The organism is Streptomyces sp. NPDC086835 (assembly GCF_044745705.1).
GTDB lineage: Bacteria > Actinomycetota > Actinomycetes > Streptomycetales > Streptomycetaceae > Streptomyces.
Genome location: NZ_JBIVAU010000001.1, coordinates 241,286 through 262,305 on the forward strand (window position 1 = coordinate 241,286; position 21,020 = coordinate 262,305).

The following is a 21,020-nucleotide window of genomic DNA, read 5'->3' on the forward strand; positions in this document are numbered from 1 at the left end:
TCAGAAGTGTGCCCGGCCCCGGTGGGGCTGCTCAGCCGTAGACCATGCGGCGCAGCTGGCGGAGCGAGAGCTCCGGCGGCGCCACGGCGCGGTGCGGCAGTTCGGCCGCGATCCGCTCGAAGATCTCGGTGTTCACCGCGCCGCCGGACTTCAGTTCGCGATGGCGGCGGCGGACGAACTCCTCGGTCGTCTCGTCGAAGTACGCCAGTACATCGAGCACCACCCGGGCGGCTTCACCGCGCTGGAGCGCGGTGCTGCGCACCAGGTGGTCGATGAGGTCGTCGTGCGACAGGCGCACAGACGGGCGAGGTTCGAGCACCCGTAGATATTGGAGCGTGGGCGCTGCTCTTCGCAAGAATCCTGCCCGATTCCGGGCAGGAGATAGCTCACATCTGTCCGTGGACGGTCCGCTCCGCGGTGCCGCACCGCCCCCGGGCGGCGAATCGGCGTCCAGCGCCGCCGCGATCGGCGCGAGCGGGCCCGTCCGGACGATTTCCGCCGACGGACGATTTCCGCGTCCGTGGCAGGCGTAAGTGGTCTACACCTTGACCGCAGTTGAGGCGCACGGTACGCATGGTGATCGAGCGGTTGCTCTGCGCACAGACGAAAACCCCGTCGAAGGGACCCAGCCTGTGAGTCAGCCCAGACCGATTCCCCGTCTCCTCGGTTCACTGTTGCTTGTCACGGCCGCCGCCCTCTCCGGCGCCGTCGCCTCGGGCCCGGCGGCGGCCTCCGGCGCCGACAGCGCCGCCACCGTCCGGCCGCTCGGCCAGATCGTCCCCGCACCCGCCTCCGCCGAGCCGGGAGGCGCCCCCTACACCCTGACCGCAGGTACGACGATCCGCACCGACGCCTCACCCGAGGCGCACGCCGTCGCGGAGCGCCTCGCCGAGGTGCTGCGCCCGTCGACCGGGTACGCCCTGCCGATCACCACCCGGCCCGCGGCCAGGTCGATCAGCCTGCGGCTCAGCGCCGGGGAGAGCGCCCTGGGCGACGAGGGCTACCGCCTGAGGTCCGCCCACGGCGGGCTCACCATCACCGCGCACCGGCCCGCCGGCCTCTTCCACGGTGTGCAGACGCTGCGTCAGCTGCTGCCCGCCGCGATCGAGGCGGACTCTCCCCGCGGCGGCCCGTGGCAGGTCGCGGGCGGCACGATCACCGACGTCCCGCGCTACGCACACCGGGGCGCGATGCTCGACGTCTCGCGGCACTTCCTCACCGTCGAGCAGGTCAAGCGCTACATCGACCATCTCGCCCTCTACAAGATCAACACGCTCCATCTCCATCTCTCCGACGACCAGGGCTGGCGCATCGCGATCGACTCGTGGCCGCGGCTGGCCACGTACGGCGGCTCCACCCAGGTCGGCGGCGGGCCCGGCGGTCACTACACCAAGGCCCAGTACAACGAGATCGTCCGGTACGCCTCCTCCCGCTATCTGGAGGTCGTGCCGGAGATCGACATGCCGGGGCACACCAACGCCGCCCTGGCCTCGTACGCCGAGCTCAACTGCGACGGCGTGGCCCCGCCGCTCTACACGGGCACGGCCGTCGGCTTCAGCTCGCTGTGCGTGCGCAAGGAGCTGACGTACGACTTCGTGGACGACGTGATCCGGGAGGTGGCCGCGCTCACGCCGGGGAGGTATATCCACATCGGCGGGGACGAGGCGCACTCCACCAGCCACGAGGACTACGTGGCGTTCATGAACAGGGTGCAGCCGATCGTCGCCAAGTACGGCAAGACCGTCATCGGCTGGCACCAGTTGACCGGCGCGAGCCCGCAGAAGGGCGCCCTGGCGCAGTACTGGGGCCTCGACGGCACGAGCCAGGCCGAGAAGGCGCGGGTCGCGGAGGCCGCGAAGAACGGCACCGGACTGATCCTCTCGCCGGCCGACCGGGTCTACCTCGACATGAAGTACGACAAGAACACCGAACTGGGCCTCGCCTGGGCCGGTTACGTCGAGGTGCGCAGGTCCTACGACTGGGACCCGGGCACCTACCTGCCGGGCGCGCCCGCGAGTGCCGTCCGTGGCGTCGAGGCGCCTCTGTGGACGGAGACCGTCTCCACCGACGCGCACATCGACAAGATGGCGTTCCCGCGTCTGCCCGGTGTCGCGGAGCTGGGCTGGTCACCGGCGTCCACGCACGACTGGGACACCTACAAGGTGCGGCTCGCGGCGCAGGGGCCGCGGCTGTCGGCGCTCGGCATCGACTTCTACCGCTCGCCGCAGGTGCCATGGCCGGCGCGGTGAGCGTCGGGTGAGGAACCGGCGCCCGGCGGGAGGGACCGTATCCCGCCGGGCACCGGCCGTTTCTCGGCCGCCGGCCCGCTCCTGAGGTTCCGAGGAAGGCCTAGGAGGCGAACCGTGCGATCGGGTTCGTCAGCGTGCCGACGAACTGGAGCGCGGCCGACGGGTCGGCCAGGTCCACCATCTGCCGGTTGTTGCGCAGCTGGAGCCGGTTCAGGCAGGACAGCGCGAACTCGTCCGCGAACATGTCGTACTGCGCGAACTTGTCCGCCAGCTCCGGCACCGACCGCTGGTAGGCGCGGACGCACTCGGCGACCGTGCGCCAGAAGTCGTCCTCGCAGAGCACCTCCTCCTCGGCGAGTGTCGCGCCGAGGAAGCGGAAGAAGCAGTCGAAGACGTCCGTGAAGATCGAGAGGATCTTCGTCTCCTCCGGCACCTCCACCCGGATCCGGTCGACGGACGGCGGCAGCACCGCGTCCGGGTCCATCACCGCGATCTCCTCCGCGATGTCCTTGAAGATCGCCCGCCGGACCGTGCCGTTCTCGCCGAGCGCCAGGATGACGTTCTCGCCGTGCGGCATGAAGACCAGGTCGTAGGCGTAGAAGCTGTGCAGCACCGGCAGCAGATAGGCGTCCAGGTAGCCGCGCAGCCACTCGGTGGGAGCCAGGCCCGACTCGGCGATCAGTGCGCCCGCGAACGACGCGCCCTCGTGGTCGACGTGCAGCAGGGACGCCATGGTGGCGAGCCGCTCGCCGTCCTCCAGGGATGCCACCGGGCTCTCGCGCCACAGGGCGGCGAGCATCTTGCGGTAGGGGGAGTACCGGTCGGTCGCGGCCTCGTACTCGAGGTGGCGGTAGCCCACGGCCGCACGCTCGCGGATGATCGAGAAGCGGGCGGCCTTCAGCACGTCGTCGCCGTCGATCAGCCCGGCCAGCCAGTCGTTGATGGCCGGCGTCGCCTCCATGTACGCGGCGGAGAGGCCGCGCATGAAGCCCATGTTGAGGACGGACAGGGCCGTCTTCACATAGTGCTTGGCCGGGGCGTCGGTGTTGAAGAACGTCCGGATGGACTGCTGCGCCAGGTAGCGGTCGTCGCCCTCGCCCAGGTACACCAGCCGCTGCTGGGCGATCTCGGCGGCGAAGGTCACGGACAGCTTGTTCCACCACTGCCAGGGGTGGGCCGGGATGAGCAGGTGGTCGGCGAGATCGAGGCCCTGGTCCGCGAGGGTCTTGGCGAAGCGGTCCACGGTGTCGTCGCCGAGCTCGGCCCGGATGAAGGTCTCGTAGTCGATGCCCGCGCCGGCGGTGAACGCGGCGCGGTCGCGGCGGGCCGCCAGCCACACCAGCCGGAGGGGGTTCGCGGCCTCCGGGGCGTAGGCGTGGTACTCGTCGATGCCGAAGCCGAGCCGGCCGTTGTTGGCGACGAAGCAGGGGTGGCCCTCCGTCATGCCGGTCTCGATCGCCTGGAAGTCCGCCTTGGCCAGCTCGGCGGCCGCGACCCGCGGTTTCGTCGACTTGTACGCCGTGCCGGAGAGGGTGGAGGAGATCTCCTCCAGGTACACGGGCAGGATCTCGTCACTGAGCCCGAGGGAGCCCCGCATCTCGATGACGAACTCGAGCGCGTCCAGCGGCAGCCGCGCGCCGTCGCGGTGGCGGCTGATCGACTCGGCGGCCACCTGCCAGTGGTCGAGGGCGAAGCGTCGGGCGGTGAAGCGGTACTCGGTCGCGCCGTCGTCCGCGACCAGGCGGTAGGCGCCGTCGCCGAGGTGCTCGGGGGTCAGCAGCCGCTCGTGGGTGAACTCGGCGAGGGCCTTGCGGACGAGGAGCCTGTTGGCGTGCGCCCAGCGGTCCGGCGTGAGGTGGGCCACAGGGTTCATCGGGTCACCCCCGTGGCCGCCTCGAACTGCTCGCGGGTGCAGAAGCTCAGCAGAGCCTCTTTCTCGGGCTTCACTATCTTCTCGGCGGCGACGAAGCCGACGGCCTCGTTGAGCCGGTGCACGGCCGAGTTGCCGACGTCCGGCTCGACGACGACCCGCCTGGTCGCCGGATCGGCGAACAGCTCCCGCATCACGGCGGTGATCACGGCGAGGGTGAAGCCGTGCACGGGCCGGTCGGTCGGCGCGACGAGGAAGTGCATGCCGACGTCGCCGGGCTCCGGGTCGTACAGGCCGACGAGCTCCACGTACCGCGGGTCGTAGCTCTCCATCAGGAACGCGGGCTCGCCGTCGTGGAGGCCTATGAACGCGTGGTGGTGCTCGTGCGCCGCTATGCGCATGTACTCGCGCTCGACGTCCTGGAGTTTCGCGTCCTGCATCATCCAGAACGCGGCCTTCGGGTGGGTGACCCAGCTGTGCAGCAGCTCGGCGTCCGCCAGGGGGTCGAGAGGCCGGACGGTGAGGGAACCGACGGCGGTGGTGGTGCTCATACAGCGAACTCCTGGAACGCGATGGACTTCTCTACGGCGTAGTACTCGCTGCCCAGCAGCTCGCCGATGATGTAGGCGTTTCGGTAGGCGCCCATGCCCAGGTCGGGCGAGGTGATCGAGTGGGTGTGCACGCCCGCGTTCTGCAGGAAGATCTCCCGGCCGGCCGTGTCGATGGAGTAGTTGCGGGCGACGTCGAAGCGGCCGTGGCCGTCGAACCGGATCCGGTCGGCGACGGGCTCCAGGAAGGCGGGGGTGACGTACCGGTAGCCGGTGGCCAGGATCAGGCCCTCGGTGTGCAGCTCGTAGTCCTTGCCCTGCTCCTCCTGGCGGAGCCCCAGCGTGTAGGTGCCGTCCTCGTACGAGGCGGTCCGCAGCGCCGAGTTCGTCAGCAGCCGGGTGGGGACCGGGCCCTTCAGGTTCTTCTGGTAGAGCAGGTCGAAGATCGCGTCGATCAGCTCCGAGTCGATGCCCTTGAACAGGCCCTTCTGCTGGGACTCGAGTCTGTAGCGGGTCTCCTCCGGCAGCGCGTGGAAGTAGTCGATGTACTCCGGGGAGGTCATCTCCAGCGTCAGCTTGGTGTACTCCAGCGGGAAGAAGCGCGGGGAGCGGGTCACCCAGTTGAGCCGGTAGCCGTGCACGTCGATCTCGGACAGCAGGTCGTAGTAGATCTCCGCCGCGCTCTGGCCGCTGCCGACGAGGGTGATCGACTCCTTCTTCTGCAGCGCCTCCTTGTGGTCCAGGTAGCGCGAGTTGTGCAGCATGTCCCCGCCGAGGCCCTGGCAGGCCTCGGGGATGTACGGCGGGGTGCCGGTGCCGAGGACGAGACGGCGGGCCGTGAATGCGTCGTCGGCGGTGCGCACCACGTACACCTCGCCCTCTTCGTCGTACGACACAGAGGTGACGGTGGTGTTGAAGCGGATGCTGCTCAGCCGGGCGGCGGCCCACCGGCAGTAGTCGTTGTACTCGGTCCGCAGCGGGTAGAAGTTCTCCCGGATGTAGAACGAGTACAGCCTGCCCTTGTCCTTGAGGTAGTTCAGGAACGAGTAGGGCGAGGTCGGGTCGGCGAGGGTGACCAGGTCCGACATGAAGGGCGTCTGGAGATGGGCGCCTTCCAGGAACATCCCCGAGTGCCATTCGAAGTCCGGCTTGGACTCCAGGAACAGGCCGTTCAGCTCGTCGATCGGCTCGGTCAGGCAGGCGAGACCGAGGTTGAACGGACCCAGTCCGATACCGATGAAATCAAGAGGCGTGGACAAGGTTCTCTCCAAGGAACTGCTCGGCGTGGCCGGCGATCAGGTCGAGGACGGCGGCAATGTCTTCGGTCGTCGTCTCGGGATTGAGCAGGGTGAACTTCAGGTACTGGCGCCCGCCGACCTTGGTGCCGGCGACCACGGCCTCGCCCGACGCGAACAGCGCCTTGCGGGCGTACAGGTTGGCCCGGTCGATCAGGGCGGGGTCCGTGACGGACCGCGGGATGTAGCGGTAGACCAGGGTGGACAGCTGCGGCCGCACGACCACGTCGTAGCGCGGGTCGGCGGCGAGCAGCTCCCAGCCGGCGGCGGCGAGGTCGCACACCTCGTCGAAGAGCTGCCCCACACCGTCGGCGCCCATCACCCGCAGCGTCATCCACAGCTTGAGCGCGTCGAAGCGCCGGGTCGTCTGCAGGGACTTGTCGACCTGGTTCGGTATGCGCTCTTCCACGGTGCGGCGCGGGTTGAGGTAGTCGGCGTGGTAGGTGGCGTGGCGCAGCGTGGCCGCGTCCCGCACCAGTACCGCCGACGAACTCACCGGCTGGAAGAACGACTTGTGGTAGTCGACGGTGACGGAGTCGGCGTGCTCGATGCCGTCGAGGAGGTGGCGGCGGGTGGGCGAGGCCAGCAGTCCGCAGCCGTAGGCGGCGTCGACGTGCATCCAGGTCTCGTACAGCCCCGCGAGCTCGGCGATCTCCGGCAGCGGGTCGATGGAGCCGAAGTCCGTGGTGCCCGCGGTCGCGACGACGGCCATGGGGACGAGGCCCTCGGCGCGGCAGCGCTCCAGCTCCGCGGCGAGCGCCACTGTCTGCATCCGCTTGTCGCGGTCCACGGGGATCGAGACGACGGCCTCGGGGCCGAGCCCGAGGAGGGTGGCGGACTTCTGGACGCTGAAGTGGCTGCACTCGGAGCTGAAGATGCGCAGTTTCGCCAGGTCGGTGGTCTTGGCCTCCTGGCGGGCCAGCAGCAGGGCCTGGAGGTTGGACTGGGTGCCGCCGCTGGTGAACACGCCGTCCGCGGCGGGGCCGAGACCGATCCGCTGCGTGGTCCAGTCGATCAGGCGCCGCTCGATGAGGGTGCCGCCGGCGCTCTGGTCCCAGGTGTCCAGGGAGGAGTTGACCGCGGAGAGGACCGCCTCGCCGAGCACGGCCGGGATGACGACCGGGCAGTTGAGGTGGGCGAGGTAGCGGGGGGAGTGGAAGTAGACGGCGTCCCGGAGGTACACGTCCTCCAGCTCGTCCAGGGCGGCGGAGGCGTCTTTGAGCGGCCGGTCGAGGTCGATCGCGGAGACGACCGGGGCGAGCTGGTCGGGGGTGACTCCGGTGAACGGCCGTCGGGTCGTGGCGAGTCGGTTCGCCACCCGCTCGACTCCTTCGGTCACGGAGCGCCGGTAATGCTCCGCCGTCATGTCATTGAGCAGGTGCGAGCGCATGCAATGTCCTCCCGTGGCGGGGACCTGGTCGCGCCTCAGGGGACAGGAAGAGGGGGCGAGGGCGACGCCTAAGTAAGGTAAGCCTAACCTAACTCAGACACCAGAAGTCCCTCGCCCCCCTCGGGGCACAACCGTTATGTCGGTGATCACACAATGACCGTCCAGCTACGGTCAGTTGGGGCAGGCGCGGTTCACTCGACCTCTTCGGCCGGTTCCTCGCGGAGCCCGTCCTCGCTCACGCCGCGCTTCCAGTAGCCGACGAAGGTGACCTTCCGGCGGTCGAACTCGCGGTCGTTCACCAGATGGCGCCGCAGCGCCTTGATGCTGCCGGACTCGCCCGCGATCCAGGCGTAGCCGACGCCATCGGGCAACTCGGCGGCGGCGACGGCCTCCACGGCCGACGGCGCGCCCTCGTCCCGGACGAGCCAGGTGATGTCGGCGTCCGCGTCGGTCTTGAGCGGCAGCCGGTCACCGGCCTGCGGCACCTCCAGCCAGACCTTGGCCTTCCGGCCGGCGGGCAGCCACTCCAGGATCGCCGAGGCGGCGGGCAGCGCCGTCTCGTCCGCCCAGATCAGCACCCAGTCGGTGTCCTCGGGCGGCCGGCAGCGCACGCCGGTGTTGTCGGCGACCGCGGGGCCGAGCACCATCACCTTGTGACCGGGCTCTGCTGCCAGCGCCCAGCGACAGGCCGGGCCGCCGTCCTCGTGCACGGCGAAGTCGATGTCCACCTCGCCGTCCTCGACGCGCTGCTCCCGCACCGTGTACGAGCGCATCACGGCCCGTACGTCGTCGGGCAGCGCACGCCACGCGGCGAAGATGGCGGCTCCGTCGCCCGCGTCGACGGGGACGACCGGGGCCGGCTGGCCCGGGTGCGGAAGGAACAGCGACAGGGACTGGTCGCGGCCGCCGGCCACGAAGTCCCGCAGGCCGTCCTCCACCTGCCCGGTGAAGGTGACCCGGACGAGCGACGGGCCGAGCCGCCTTGTCCGCGCAACCTGCAGGTCGAAGAAACGGAACGGGGCGATCTCGGCCTCGGTCGTCATCGTCAGGAGACCTTCTTCGCGTTCTCGATGGCCTTCGCGAGGTCCTCGAGGATCGGCGCGCACTTGTCGTAGGAGTAGATCGGCTCGGTGACACGCGGCACGACCTGACCGGCCTTCACCGCGGGGAGACCGGCCCAGGTGGGCTTGGCCTTCAGGGTGTCGGGCTGCAGGGTGCCGGTGCGGTTGTCCAGCATGATGATGTCGGCCCCGTACTTGGCGGCGTTCTCCCAGCTGAGCTCCTCGAAGAAGCCCTGGGCGTTCGGCTCGGGCTCGACGAACTTCACGCCGAGCTCCTGGAAGTAGAGCGTGTCCGCCGACATCTTCGGGACGGAGACGTAGAAGAGGTCCTGGCTGCCGGAGCCGATGAGGACCTTCAGGTTCGGCTTGGCCTTGGCGGCCTGGCGCAGCCGCTCCGCGGCCTTCTCGAAGCGGGCCTTGGCATCGGTGACCTTCTTGGCCTTCATGTCGGCGCCCAGGGACTCCGCGAGGTCCGCGCGGCGCTGGAGGGCGCCCGGCATGTTGATCTGGGCGGCCCACAGGGCGACGCTCGGGGCCAGCTTGAGGATCTTGTCCTTGGACTGGTCCGGCACGTACCAGAGGGCGTCCTTCTCCCACATGTCCGTCACCAGCAGCTCCGGCGCGAGCGCCGCGTACTTCTCGACGTTGAACTCGCCCCAGACGTTGCCCAGGATCTCGAGCTTGGTGATGTCCATGTCGCCGGCCTGGACGTCGGCCTTGCCGTCGGCGGTCTTGGTCGGGCCGAACACGCCGGTGACCTCGACCCCGTAGTCGAACAGGGCGGCGGCGGTGCCGGTGAAGGCGACGATGTTCTTCGGGGCGGCCTTCGACTCGGACTTCTGGCCGCGGTCGTCGGTGAAGGACCAAGGGCCGGACTTCGGGGCGGCCTTGTCGGAGTCGCCCTTCTTGCCCTTCGTCTCCTGGCCGCACGCGGCGAGCGCCACGCCGAGCCCGAGGGCGCCGCCGGCGGAGAGCAGGCCGCGTCGAGTGAGATGGGAAGCTCGGGCGTTGGGCATGGTGGTGTCCGCTTTCGTACGTGCCGAATAGGCCACTGGCAGGTTTCGAAGGTAGGTTAGCCTAACCTCAGAAGTTGTCCAGGGCCGGTCGGGCACCCGGGGCGCGAGCGCGGCGTGACCTTGAACACGCGGCGGCGCGCGGCCCCGTCAGGGTGCCGCGCGCCGCGATGAGCCCCAGGTCAGCCGGTGAGGCCCAACTCCCTTGCGATCAGCATCCGCTGGACCTCGCTCGTGCCCTCGCCGATCTCCAGGATCTTCGAGTCGCGCCACATGCGGGCCACCGGATACTCGTTCATGAAGCCGTAGCCGCCGTGGATCTGGGTCGCCTCACGGGCGTTGTCCACCGCGACCGTCGACGAGTACAGCTTGGCGACGGCAGCCTCCTTCTTGAACGGCTCGCCGTGCACCAGCCTCGACGCAGCGTCCCGCCAGCCGACGCGCGCCATATGGGCCTTCATCTCCATGTCCGCGATCTTGAACTGGATGGCCTGGTTCGACCCGATCGGCCTGCCGAAAGCGTGCCGCTCCTGCGCGTACTTCACGGACTCGTCCACACAGCCCTGCGCGAGGCCGGTCGCCAGCGCCGAGATGGCGATACGGCCCTCGTCGAGGATGCGCAGGAACTGCGCGTACCCGCGGCCTTCTTCGCCGAGCAGGTTGGCGACCGGGACACGGACGTCGGCGAAGGACAGCTCGCGGGTGTCGGAGGCGTTCCACCCGACCTTGGAGTAGGGGGCGGCCACCGTGAATCCCGGTGTGCCGGAGGGGACGATGATCGCGGAGATCTCCGGGCGCCCGTCCTCCTTACGGCCCGTCACCGCGGTGACGGTGACCAGACCGGTGATGTCGGTGCCCGAGTTGGTGATGAAGCACTTGGAGCCGTTGATGACCCACTCGTCGCCGTCCCGTACGGCGGTGGTCCTGGTGCCGCCGGCGTCGGAACCGCCGTCCGGCTCCGTCAGGCCGAAGGCGCCCAGCAGCTCACCGGAGCACAGCCGCGGCAGCCACTGCCGCTTCTGCTCCTCGGTGCCGAAGAGATGGATCGGCATCGCGCCCAGCGAGACGCCCGCCTCCAGGGTGATGGCCACGGAGGAGTCGACGCGGGCCAGCTCCTCCAGGGCGATTCCGAGCGCCAGATAGTCGCCGCCCATGCCCCCGTACTCCTCGGGGAAGGGCAGCCCGAACAGGCCCATACGGCCCATCTCACGGACGATCTCGTACGGGAACTCGTGCCGCTCGTAGAAGTCGCCGATCTTCGGGGCTATCACGTCGTGGGCGAACTGCTCGACCGTGCGGCGGAGTTCCTCGTGCTCGGCTGACAGCCGGTGGTCCAGGGACATCAGGGGGTCACTCCTTGTGGGAGAGGGCGCGGACGGTACGGGAAGGGCTGGGGCGGCCCAGCTGTTCGGCCATCCACACGCTCGTGGCGGTGAGCCGGCCGAGATCGACCCCGGTTTCGATGCCGAGGCCGTGAAGCATCCACACGAGGTCCTCGGTGGCGAGGTTTCCGGTCGCGCTCTTCGCGTACGGGCAGCCGCCGAGGCCGCCCGCGGACGAGTCGACGACGCTGACGCCGTGCTGGAGCGCCGCGAAGGTGTTGGCGAGAGCCTGGCCGTACGTGTCGTGGAAGTGCACGGCGAGCCGGTCGGCCGGGACCCCGGCTGCGGCCAGCTCGGTGAGCAGGGCCGCCACATGGCCGGGTGTGGCGACACCGATCGTGTCGCCGAGGCTCAGCTCGTCGCAGCCCATGTCGGCCAGCCTGCGGCAGACGCGGACGACCTGCGTGAGGGGCACGGGACCCTCCCACGGGTCGCCGAAGCACATGCTCAGATAGCCGCGCACCCGCAGGCCGTGCTCCACGGCCCTGGTCACGACCGGCTCGAACATGGCGAGCGCCTCGTCGACCGTGCGGTTGAGATTGGCCTTGGCGAACGACTCCGTGGCGCTGGCGAACACGGCGACCTCGCGGGCGCCGAGGCCGAGCGCCCGGTCCAGGCCCCGGTCGTTGGGGACCAGGACCGGCAGCCGCACGCCGGCCAGGGAGCGCACCAGCGGGAACAGCTTCTCCGCGTCGGCCAGTTGGGGCACCCACTTGGGGTGGACGAAGCTCGTCGCCTCGACGGTGGTCAGCCCCGATCCGGCGAGGCGGCGGATGAACTCCGCCTTGACCTCCGTCGGCACCACCGACTTCTCGTTCTGCAGGCCGTCGCGGGGACCGACCTCATGGATGCGTACACGGTCGGGAAGTCCCTGGCCGTGGACGGTCATCGGCAGTCCTTCGGTGCCGGTCATGCGGTGACCTCCCCGCCGGTCGTGCCGGTCGTGCCGCTTCCTGCGGCCTCTCCGGTCTCTTCAGGGGTGACCACGGCGAGCACCTGGTCCATGGCGACGGTCGAGCCCGCGGTCACATCGAGCTCCGTGACGGTCCCCGCGTGCGGGGCGGAGATCACGTGCTCCATCTTCATGGCCTCGACCACGAGCAGGCTCTGCCCGGCGGCCACCACGTCACCCACGGCGACCTTGACGACGGTGACGGTGCCCGGCATCGGCGCCGCGAGGGTGTCCACCCCCGAACGGGCGGCGCCGCTCAGGGACGCCTCGACGGGGTCGTGGTCCATGACGTGCCAGGAGTCGCCCTCCCGGCCGAGCCAGTCGCCCGCCCGGTGGAAGGTGTGCGTGACGCCGTGCATCTCCACGGAGACCGTGTGCGCCTCCACCCGGGGCGTCGCCTGCCGGCGGACGGCGTGGTCGACCGGGTCCGAGCCGGGCACGCGCAACGGGAAGGCGAGCGGGGCCGGTTCGCCGCCCATCCGCCAGCCGGTCGGCACGGAGAACGGGTCGGTCCAGCCGGCGCCGTCCGGGCGCGGCGCCAGCGCGGCGGCGCGGACCGCCGCCGCGGCCTCGTACACCTCGTCCGGCACGCCGGCCGGGACCAGGCCCTCCGCCTCGCGCTCCACCAGGCCGGTGTCCATCTCGCCGGAGACGACCGCCGGGTGGGCCAGCAGCCGGCGCAGGAAGCCGGCGTTCGTCGGGACGCCCAGCGTCACCGTGTCGGCCAGGGCGGCACGCAGCTTGCGCAGGGCGGTGGGGCGGTCGGGGCCGTACGCGATGACCTTCGAGAGCATCGGGTCGTACAGGCTGCCGACCTCCGAGCCTTCGCTGAGGCCCGAGTCGGTGCGCACCCCCTCGCCCTGCGGCTCCTGGAGCCTCAGGACCGTGCCGCCGGAGGGAAGGAAGCCCCGGGAGGGGTCCTCGGCGCAGATCCGGGCCTCGATCGCGTGGCCCGTGAGGGTGATGTCGTCCTGCGTGAACGTCAGCCGTTCGCCGGCCGCGACCCGTAGCTGCCACTCCACCAGGTCCAGTCCCGTGATCAGCTCGGTGACCGGGTGCTCGACCTGGAGACGGGTGTTCATCTCCATGAAGTAGTACTGAGAGGGGTCCGTGCCCGGCACGATGAACTCCACCGTGCCCGCCCCGCGGTAGCCGCAGGAGCGGGCGGCCTGCACGGCCGCCTCACCCATCGCGGCCCGCGTCGCCTCGTCCAGCAGGACGGACGGCGCCTCCTCGATGATCTTCTGGTGGCGGCGCTGGAGCGAGCACTCGCGCTCGCCGAGGTGGACGACATTGCCGTGGCCGTCGGCCAGCACCTGGATCTCGATGTGCCGCGGACGGTCGATCCAGCGCTCGACGAGCAGCGTGTCGTCGCCGAAGGAGGCACGTGCCTCGCGCCGGGCCGCCGCGATCTCGTCCATCAGGGCGGACTCCACGCGGGTGAGGCGCATGCCCTTGCCGCCGCCGCCCGCCGAGGGCTTGAGCAGCACCGGCATGCCGATCTCGCGTGCGGCGGCGGCCAGTTCCTCGTCGCTCAGCCCGCTGCCGGACGATCCGGGCACGACCGGGACACCGGCCGCCCGCACCGTCTCCTTGGCGCGGATCTTGTCCCCCATGAGGGAGATCGCGGACGGCGGCGGTCCGATGAAGACCAGCCCCGCCTCCGCGCAGGCCTCGGCGAAGCCCGCGTTCTCCGCGAGGAAGCCGTAGCCCGGGTGCACGGCCTGCGCGCCGGTACGGGTCGCGGCGTCGAGCAGCCTCTCGATGGAGAGATAGCTCTCGGCGGCCGGCGCCGGGCCGATGCGGACGGCCGTGTCGGCCTCGCGCACATGGCGCGCCCCGGCGTCGGCGTCGCTGAAGACGGCCACGGAGCGCACGCCGAGGGACCGCAGGGTGCGGATGACCCGTACGGCGATCTCGCCCCTGTTGGCCACCAGAACGGTGTCGAACATCGTCATCGTGGAAGGTCCCTCACATCCGGAAGACGCCGAAGCCGGCGTCTCCCAACGGGGCGTTGGCACAGGCGGTCAGAGCGAGCCCCAGCACCTGCCGGGTCTCCATCGGGTCGATCACGCCGTCGTCCCAGAGGCGGGCCGTCGCGTAGTAGGCGTTGCCCTGCTGTTCGTACTGGGCGCGGATCGGATCCTTGAAGGTCTCTTCCTCCTCGGCGGACCACTCCTCGCCGCGGCCCTCGAGCTGGTCCCGCTTGACGGTGGCCAGCACGGACGCGGCCTGCTCGCCGCCCATGACCGAGATCTTGGCGTTGGGCCACATCCACAGGAAGCGGGGGCTGTACGCCCGGCCGCACATCGAGTAGTTGCCCGCGCCGTACGAACCGCCGACGACCACGGTCATCTTCGGCACCCTGGTGCAGGCCACCGCGGTGACCATCTTGGCGCCGTGCTTGGCGATGCCGCCCGCCTCGTAGTCCTTGCCGACCATGAAGCCGGAGATGTTCTGCAGGAAGAGGAGCGGGATGCCGCGCTGGTCGCAGAGCTCGATGAAGTGCGCGCCCTTCTGGGCGGACTCGGCGAACAGGATGCCGTTGTTGGCGACGATGCCGACCGGATGACCGTGGATCCGGGCGAAGCCGGTGACCAGCGTCTGGCCGAACTCGGCCTTGAACTCCTGGAAGCGGGAGGCGTCCACGACGCGGGCGATGATCTCGCGGGCGTCGTAGGGCGTGCGGGAGTCGACCGGCACCGCCCCGTACAGCCCCGCCGGGTCGACCTTCGGCTCCTCCGCGGGCTCGACCTGCCAGGGCAGCGGGCCGCGCGCGGGGAGCGTCGCCACGATGTTCCTGACGATCCGCAGCGCGTGCGCGTCGTCCTCGGCGAGGTGGTCGGTCACGCCGGAGACGCGGGAGTGGACCTCGCCGCCGCCGAGCTCCTCCGCGGTGACGACCTCGCCGGTCGCGGCCTTCACCAGTGGCGGACCGCCCAGGAAGATGGTGCCCTGGTTGCGGACGATCACGGCCTCGTCGCTCATCGCCGGGACGTACGCGCCGCCCGCCGTGCACGAGCCCAGCACCGCCGCGATCTGCGGGATCCCCGCGCCGGACATCCGGGCCTGGTTGTAGAAGATCCGCCCGAAGTGGTCGCGGTCGGGGAACACCTCGTCCTGCATCGGCAGGAACGCGCCGCCCGAGTCCACCAGATAGACACAGGGGAGGCGGTTCTCCAGCGCCACCTCCTGCGCCCGCAGGTGCTTCTTCACCGTCATCGGGTAGTACGTCCCGCCCTTGACGGTGGCGTCGTTGGCGACGACCACGACCTCACGGCCGCTGACCCTGCCGATCCCGGCGATCACGCCGGCGGCCGGGGCCTGCCCCCCGTACATCCCCTCGGCCGCGAGCGGGGCCAGCTCGAGGAACGGCGACCCCGGGTCGAGCAGGTTGTCGACCCGCTCCCGGGGCAGCAGCTTGCCGCGCGCCGTGTGGCGGGCGCGCGCCTTCTCGCCGCCGCCGAGGCGGGCAGCCGCGAGACGGGACCGCAGACCGTCGGCGAGCTCCTGGTGTGCCGCCTCATTGGCCTGCCAGGCCTCGGAGGCCGGGTCCGCGGCGCTCGCCAGCACTGGTGCCTGCTGCATTGATCGAGCTCCCTTGCTCGGTTAATGAGCGTTAACGTGTTGCGTCCAGGTTAACGACCGCTAACCGCCCTGTCTAGAATGAATGTTCATGAGCACCAGGACCGCGGCCCCGACCCGCCGTGAGCAGATCCTCAAGGAGGCCGCCCGCCTCTTCGCAGAGCGCGGCTTCCACGGCGTGGGCGTCGACGAGATAGGAGCCGCGGTCGGCATCAGCGGCCCTGGTCTGTACCGCCACTTCGCAGGCAAGGACGCCATGCTGGCGGAGCTGCTGGTCGGCATCAGTGAGCGCCTCCTGGACGGGGGGCGGCTGCGGGTCGAGGAGGCGGGCACCGGGCCGGAGTCGGTGCTCGCGTCCCTCATCGACGGTCACATCGACTTCGCCCTCGACGACCGCCCCCTGATCACCCTGCACGACCGGGAGCTGGACCGCCTCCGGGACAGTGACCGCAAACTGGTTCGCCAGCTCCAGCGCCAGTACGTGGAGCTGTGGGTGACCGTGGTCCGTGAGCTCCACCCCGAGGTCGCGGAGTCCGAGGCGCGGGCGGCGGTGCACGCGGTCTTCGGCCTGCTGAATTCCACCCCGCACCTGGGGGCGAACGGCGGCGGCCCTCTGGGCCGCGCGGCGACGGAGGACCTGCTGCGCCGTCTGGCACACGGGGCCCTGGCCTCGCTCGCGGGCTGACGGGCGCACCGGCGGCGGTGGACCGGCAGGGTGTGGGGCGCACCGGGGTGCGGCGGGCCACGCGGGGTGGGGGCGCACCGGCGCACGGCACGCCGCAGGTCGTGGGGCACGTCCCAGCGGGCAATACGGTCGACACGCTCCGCTCACCCCACGGCACAATGGGTCCATGCCGATACCCAGCCGTGCCGCTCTCGTCGACCACCTCGTCCGCTCACGTATCGCCGGAGACGTCGCCACTCCGCGCGACAACAACCTCTCCCACTACCGCAAGCTCGCCAACGGTGACCGGCACTACTGGCTCGGCCTCGAACTCGGGGACCGCTGGAGCGACGAGCAGGACGTGCTCGCCGTCATGGCGGAGCGGTGCGGTGTCAGCGACGACCCCGGACACCGGCAGGGACAGGACACCATCGACCCCGAGCTGACCGTCGACGCGCTCGAACGCATGGCCGCGCGGCTGCGCAAGGCGGCCGACGCGAAGGAGCGGGTGCTGTTCGCGACCGGGCACCCCGGCGGGCTGCTGGACGTGCACCGCGCCACGGCCGCCGCGCTGCGCGCGGCCGGCTGCGAGATCGTGCGGATCCCGGGCGGTCTGATCGCCGACGAGGGCATGGTCTTCCAGTTCGCCGACGTCGCCATGCTCGAGCGGGGCGCGACCCTGTGGCACACCCACTCGCCGGCCCCGATGGCCGCGATCCTGGACGCCATGGCGCACGAGGGCAGGCCGCTGCCCGACCTCGTCGTGGCCGACCACGGCTGGGCCGGCTGCGCGGGCCAGCGCGGGCTGGACTCCATCGGATACGCGGACTGCAACGACCCGGCGCTGTTCATCGGCGAGGCGGAGGGCACGCTCCAGGTGACCGTCCCCCTCGACGACCACGTCACCGACCCGCGTTTCTACGACCCGATGACGGCATACCTGCTCGACGCGGCGGGCCTCACCCACGAGCTGTGACACCGGCGGCGGCCCCCTGCGGCCCCCGCCGGCATCACGTCCTGGACATCGCCGCGGCCCCCACCGCGGCCACCCCCACCGCGACCCCCGCCGGGGTCAGCGGCGCCAGAGGCCCCGCACCACGCAGTACGTCCCACCGAGCAGCAGCAGGGAGAGCGAGCCCCGCAGGCCCAGCGCCAGGACGTACCGCCATCCGGTCCCGAGGTCGATCAGCCGCTCGCGCAGGATCAGGAACAGCACCACCGAGCCGACGATCAGTACTGCGCCGCCGGCGGTCCACATCGCCCGGGCACCGGGCGACGCCGTCGCCCAGGCCGCGGTGCCGGCCGCGTCGTTCGCCGACTCATCGGCGTACGACGGTTCCTCCTCGGCCTGCGGCACCGCACTCACTGATCCCTTCGGACACCGGCCCGGCGGCCCGGGCAGCGTGGTCCCGGGGGTTGGTCCAGCCCCCGGGGATCCGGACGGGCGCTTGTGGCGTCCTAGGATCTGCATCCAGGCTCGCAGCCGCAGGCACGCCATCGCTCAGACCACAGGACGACCTTTGCACTACGACTTGAGGCCGCCGGTGCGTGTGCTCGTCGTCGACGACGAGGAACTGGTACGCACCGCGCTGCAACGGCTCCTCGACTCGGCCGACGCCGTCACCGTCGCCGCCACCTGCGACGGCCCCGACGCCCTCGAAACGGCCCGGCGACTCGCCCCCGACGTGGTCCTGCTGGACATCGACATGCCCGGAGCCTCCGGCCTCGACGTACTGCGCGGCGTGCGGGCACTGCCCGCCCCGCCCGTGGTGGCCATGCTCACCGCCCTCGACCGCGCCGACCACGTCGAGCGCGCCCTGCGGGACGGCGCGTCCGGGTTCCTGCTCAAGACCACGGAACCACGCCTGTTCGTGGACGCGGTGCGCCTCCTCGCCGCCGGCGGGGTGATCTGCACACCGCCCGGCAGTGCCGCCGTACTGGCCCGGTTCACGGCCGGTCCCCCCGCCCCCGCTCCGCCCCGGGCGTCCGACGACCTCGCCGGCCTCACCACGCGTGAGCGTGAGGTCCTCACCCTGATCGCGGCAGGACTGTCCAACACCGACATCGCCACACACCTCGGCATGGGGGTGACCACGGTCAAGACACACATCGGCTCGCTGAAGCGGAAGCTCGCCGTCAGCAGCCGGGTCGGCCTCGCCGCGGTCGTCCACCGCGCCACGGGCGGGCAGGGACCGGGATGAGCGCCCGGTACTGGGCCGGTCAAGCCCTCGTCGTCGCCGCCGCGGTCGCGGAGGCACTGGCCACCCGGGTCTGGCTGGAGGACTGGATGGCCGTCGGCGCGCTCGCCGCAGCGGGCCTGCTCGTCCTGCGTGGGCGCTTCCCCCGTACGGTCTTCGCCCTCACGCTGCCGACGCTCGCCACCGGCGTGCTGTGGCTGCCCGCCATGTGCGCGCTGCACGCGCTGGCCGCGTCCCAGCGCGGCCGCGGCGAGGTGGTCGCCGCCTCGGCCGCCGTCGCCGTCGTGGCGTTCGTGCCCTGGCGGGACCTGGACGGATACGCCTGGTCGCTGCCGGAGACCACCCTCGGCGTCCTGCTCGCCGGGCTGCTCGCCGTCGCCCCCGCCGCGCTCGGCCTGCTCGGTCGCGCCCGCGCCGAGCTCGCCGCCCGCCTCGCCGAACTGGCGCTCTCCCGCGAACGTGAGCGCCGGTACGCCGCCGAACAGGCCGCACTGCGGGAACGCGAACGGCTGGCCAGGGACGTCCACGACACGGCGGCCCACCACCTGAGCCTGATCAGCCTGCGCTGCAGCGGGCTCGCCGCGGCCGCCGACTCGGCCCCGTACCGGGAGGAGGCCGCCGCCCTGGGGGAGCTCAGCCGTCGCGCCGCGGCCGACCTGCGACGGGCCATCCGCCACGACGGCCCGGGCCTCGCGCAGCTCCCGGAGCTCCTGGATGCGGCGCGCGACCTCGTCGAGGCGGTGCACCTGGACGCCGGCGACTGCCCTCCGGCGGTCGAGCACGCCGCCTACCGCATCGTCCAGGAGGGCCTGACCAACATCCGCCGCCACGCTCCTGGCGCCGCCGCCCGGGTGACGGTGCGCCGCAGCGGGCACTCCCTGCTCGTCGCCGTCCACAACGACCCGCCGCAGGGCCCCTGCCCGCCCCCCGACCTCGGCGGCCACGGCCTCTCCGGCCTGCGCACCCGCACGGCGGCCCTCGGCGGCACCCTCACGGCCGGTCCGACCCCGGCCGGCGGCTTCGCCCTGGCCGCGACACTGCCGGTGCCTACGGCGGCCGGTCCCGGGGCGGAGCTGCCGGTGCACGGAGGGAAGTAGTCAACTGGGGAGTCGGTTTCACACGGTTGGTGGACTTCCTGCGACTTCACCCGTGGCATACACTCAGAGATATATACGTTCGGCTGTATGGAAGATCCTTATGCCGTCGAGATCGAACCCGAGGTCAGGCTGTGGCTCGCCAACCTTCCGGACCGCGAGTACCTCATCGTCGAGCACATCGTCGTGCGCCTCGCCTGCAACGCGACGACGCTCGGTGAGCCGTACTCCCGGCATCTGGGCGGCCGCGTGCGCGAGTTGCGCTTCGACCTTGGGCACAATCGTGACGCCGTACGGCTGTCTTACTGGCTTGCGCCAGGGCGTCGGATCGTCCTGCTGACCGTGTTTCGCAAGAACCGGCAGCGGGAGGACGCCGAAGTCGCCCGCGCCCGGCGTGCTCAGGCCGTATGTCAGGCCGAACACGAACCGGCACACGAGGAATTCACCCGCGTCATCACGGAGGGACGGTCTCGATGACAAGCCACGCACGATGGAAGCTTGCCCGCGACAAGGAGATCGCCAGGGGCATCAGCGAGAGCCCCGAGATTGCAAGGCGGCGCGAGGAGATCCGCCTGGCATTCGATCTCGGGCAGGCCGTCTACGACCGGCGGACCGAGCTCGGGATCTCCCAGACCGAGCTCGCCAAGCGCGCCGAGATGACCCAGCCCCAGGTCTCCAAGCTGGAGCTCGGCGGCACCATGCCCACCCTGCCGCTGCTCGCCCGACTCGCCCGCGCGCTCGACGCGACGCTCAGTCTGGAGCTCGACGGTGACACGTCGAAGGTGGTGTTCGCGGCGCACGCCCCGGCCGCCTGACCGCCGGCCGGGGCGCGCGCCGTGCGCGGTCAGCGCGGGACGCGGACCACGCCCTCCTGGATGACCGAGATCGCCAGCTGCCCGTCCTGGGTGTAGATACGGGCCTGGCCCAGGCCCCGGCCGCCGGAGGCGGACGGCGACTGCTGGTCGTACAGGAGCCATTCGTCCGCGCGGAACGGCCGGTGGAACCACATCGCGTGGTCGAGTGACGCTCCCACGACGTCCCCGACCGCCCAGCCGCCCCGCCCGTGGGCGAGCAGGACCGAGTCGAGCAGCGTCATGTCGGAGACGTACGTCGCGAGGCAGACGTGCAGCAGCGAGTCGTCGGCGAGCTTGCCGTTCGCGCGGAACCAGACCTGGGAGCGCGGCTCGCGCGGTCGCCCCGCCGTGGCGTACGGCGGCTCGTCCACGTAACGCAGGTCGACCGCCGCCCGCGCCTCGAGGAGCCGGTCCACCACGCCGGGGTCGACGAAGCGGTCCGCGTAACGCGGCAGCATCTCGGCGGCCGTCGGCAGCGATTCCGGGTCCGGCGCGTCAGGCATCTCCGCCTGGTGCTCCAGGCCCTCCTCGGGCGTCTGGAACGACGCGGAGAGGTGGAAGATCGGCTGGCCGTGCTGGACCGCGACCACCCGTCGGGTCGTGAACGACCGTCCGTCGCGGATGCGGTCGACCGTGTAGACGATCGGGGCGCCCGGGTCGCCCATGCGCAGGAAGTACGAGTGCAGCGAGTGCGCCGTGCGGTCCGCCGGGGCCGTCCGGCCCGCGGCGACCAGCGCCTGCGCGGCGACCTGCCCGCCGAAGACGCGCGGGACCACGGCCGAACGGGAGCTTCCCCGGAAGATGTTCTGCTCGATCTGCTCCAGGTCGAGCAGATCGAGCAGTTCGTCGAGCGCCTGGTTCACTT

General features: G+C 71.1%; 20 protein-coding genes. 7 read left to right on the forward strand and 13 right to left on the reverse strand.

Annotated elements, in window-relative coordinates; all coding sequences use genetic code 11:
• Positions 1-31 precede the first annotated feature (31 nt).
• Complete coding sequence (locus ACIPJI_RS01095; protein WP_005317253.1) at positions 32-298, reverse strand: hypothetical protein; 267 nt, start codon at positions 296-298, stop codon at positions 32-34.
• Positions 299-632: 334 nt separating this feature from the next.
• On the opposite strand from ACIPJI_RS01095, the gene ACIPJI_RS01100 reads away from it, so the two are divergent.
• Complete coding sequence (locus ACIPJI_RS01100) at positions 633-2,249, forward strand: beta-N-acetylhexosaminidase (RefSeq protein ID WP_402243772.1); 1,617 nt, start codon at positions 633-635, stop codon at positions 2,247-2,249.
• Between the two features lie 100 nt (positions 2,250-2,349).
• On the opposite strand, the gene ACIPJI_RS01105 is transcribed toward ACIPJI_RS01100, so the two are convergent.
• From ACIPJI_RS01105 to ACIPJI_RS01150, 10 genes are all read right to left on the reverse strand, one after another.
• Positions 2,350-4,122: an IucA/IucC family siderophore biosynthesis protein gene (locus ACIPJI_RS01105; protein WP_356623061.1), complete on the reverse strand. Its 1,773-nt coding sequence runs from the start codon at positions 4,120-4,122 to the stop codon at positions 2,350-2,352.
• Positions 4,119-4,670, reverse strand: a complete 552-nt coding sequence (locus ACIPJI_RS01110) for a GNAT family N-acetyltransferase (protein WP_307706550.1) — start codon at positions 4,668-4,670, stop codon at positions 4,119-4,121. Before ACIPJI_RS01110 ends, ACIPJI_RS01105 begins: the two co-directional genes overlap by 4 nt.
• Complete coding sequence (locus tag ACIPJI_RS01115) at positions 4,667-5,926, reverse strand: lysine N(6)-hydroxylase/L-ornithine N(5)-oxygenase family protein (protein ID WP_356623059.1); 1,260 nt, start codon at positions 5,924-5,926, stop codon at positions 4,667-4,669. The genes ACIPJI_RS01110 and ACIPJI_RS01115 overlap by 4 nt, the downstream gene beginning before the upstream one ends.
• The gene (locus ACIPJI_RS01120) at positions 5,910-7,352 is read right to left on the reverse strand and encodes a pyridoxal phosphate-dependent decarboxylase family protein (RefSeq protein WP_402243774.1); all 1,443 of its coding nucleotides are present in this window, start codon (positions 7,350-7,352) and stop codon (positions 5,910-5,912) included. Before ACIPJI_RS01120 ends, ACIPJI_RS01115 begins: the two co-directional genes overlap by 17 nt.
• Before the next feature lie 191 nt (positions 7,353-7,543).
• Complete coding sequence (locus ACIPJI_RS01125) at positions 7,544-8,395, reverse strand: siderophore-interacting protein (protein ID WP_402243775.1); 852 nt, start codon at positions 8,393-8,395, stop codon at positions 7,544-7,546.
• Between the two features lie 2 nt (positions 8,396-8,397).
• Positions 8,398-9,429: an ABC transporter substrate-binding protein gene (locus ACIPJI_RS01130; RefSeq protein WP_402243777.1), complete on the reverse strand. Its 1,032-nt coding sequence runs from the start codon at positions 9,427-9,429 to the stop codon at positions 8,398-8,400.
• 179 nt (positions 9,430-9,608) lie between these two features.
• A complete protein-coding gene (locus tag ACIPJI_RS01135) occupies positions 9,609-10,769 on the reverse strand; it encodes an acyl-CoA dehydrogenase family protein (RefSeq protein ID WP_307706545.1) in 1,161 nt (386 codons plus the stop codon).
• 7 nt (positions 10,770-10,776) lie between these two features.
• Entirely contained in the window at positions 10,777-11,721 is a 945-nt protein-coding gene (locus tag ACIPJI_RS01140) for a hydroxymethylglutaryl-CoA lyase (protein ID WP_307706544.1), read from the reverse strand.
• Positions 11,718-13,718, reverse strand: a complete 2,001-nt coding sequence (locus ACIPJI_RS01145) for an acetyl-CoA carboxylase biotin carboxylase subunit (protein WP_402243779.1) — start codon at positions 13,716-13,718, stop codon at positions 11,718-11,720. Before ACIPJI_RS01145 ends, ACIPJI_RS01140 begins: the two co-directional genes overlap by 4 nt.
• 13 nt (positions 13,719-13,731) lie before the next feature.
• Positions 13,732-15,348: a carboxyl transferase domain-containing protein gene (locus ACIPJI_RS01150; RefSeq protein ID WP_402243780.1), complete on the reverse strand. Its 1,617-nt coding sequence runs from the start codon at positions 15,346-15,348 to the stop codon at positions 13,732-13,734.
• Between the two features lie 88 nt (positions 15,349-15,436).
• Here ACIPJI_RS01150 and ACIPJI_RS01155 point away from each other — a divergent pair, with 88 nt between their 5' ends.
• Together ACIPJI_RS01155 and ACIPJI_RS01160 are read left to right on the forward strand one after the other, a co-directional pair.
• Positions 15,437-16,030, forward strand: a complete 594-nt coding sequence (locus ACIPJI_RS01155) for a TetR/AcrR family transcriptional regulator (RefSeq protein WP_037774606.1) — start codon at positions 15,437-15,439, stop codon at positions 16,028-16,030.
• Positions 16,031-16,196: 166 nt separating this feature from the next.
• Positions 16,197-16,985, forward strand: a complete 789-nt coding sequence (locus ACIPJI_RS01160; protein WP_189467656.1) for a phosphatase — start codon at positions 16,197-16,199, stop codon at positions 16,983-16,985.
• 96 nt (positions 16,986-17,081) lie between these two features.
• On the opposite strand, the gene ACIPJI_RS01165 is transcribed toward ACIPJI_RS01160, so the two are convergent.
• The gene (locus ACIPJI_RS01165; protein ID WP_356623049.1) at positions 17,082-17,375 is read right to left on the reverse strand and encodes a hypothetical protein; all 294 of its coding nucleotides are present in this window, start codon (positions 17,373-17,375) and stop codon (positions 17,082-17,084) included.
• 154 nt (positions 17,376-17,529) lie between these two features.
• Between ACIPJI_RS01165 and ACIPJI_RS01170 the strand changes: the two genes are divergently transcribed.
• The 4 genes from ACIPJI_RS01170 (at position 17,530) to ACIPJI_RS01185 (ending at position 20,116) form a co-directional block, all read left to right on the forward strand.
• Positions 17,530-18,210, forward strand: a complete 681-nt coding sequence (locus tag ACIPJI_RS01170; protein WP_402243781.1) for a response regulator — start codon at positions 17,530-17,532, stop codon at positions 18,208-18,210.
• Positions 18,207-19,304 carry a histidine kinase gene (locus ACIPJI_RS01175; protein WP_356623046.1) on the forward strand — a complete coding sequence of 366 codons (1,098 nt, stop codon included), beginning with the start codon at positions 18,207-18,209 and terminating at the stop codon, positions 19,302-19,304. Before ACIPJI_RS01170 ends, ACIPJI_RS01175 begins: the two co-directional genes overlap by 4 nt.
• 87 nt (positions 19,305-19,391) lie before the next feature.
• Positions 19,392-19,778, forward strand: coding sequence for a type II toxin-antitoxin system RelE/ParE family toxin (locus ACIPJI_RS01180; RefSeq protein ID WP_402243783.1), 387 nt, complete (start codon positions 19,392-19,394; stop codon positions 19,776-19,778).
• Positions 19,775-20,116 (forward strand): helix-turn-helix domain-containing protein, encoded by a 342-nt coding sequence (locus tag ACIPJI_RS01185; protein ID WP_402243784.1) that lies wholly within the window; start codon positions 19,775-19,777, stop codon positions 20,114-20,116. The genes ACIPJI_RS01180 and ACIPJI_RS01185 overlap by 4 nt, the downstream gene beginning before the upstream one ends.
• A gap of 29 nt (positions 20,117-20,145) precedes the next feature.
• Here the strand turns inward: ACIPJI_RS01185 and tesB are convergent, their stop codons facing one another.
• Positions 20,146-21,018, reverse strand: coding sequence for an acyl-CoA thioesterase II (tesB, locus tag ACIPJI_RS01190; RefSeq protein WP_307706536.1), 873 nt, complete (start codon positions 21,016-21,018; stop codon positions 20,146-20,148).
• Between the last annotated feature and the right edge of the window lie 2 nt (positions 21,019-21,020).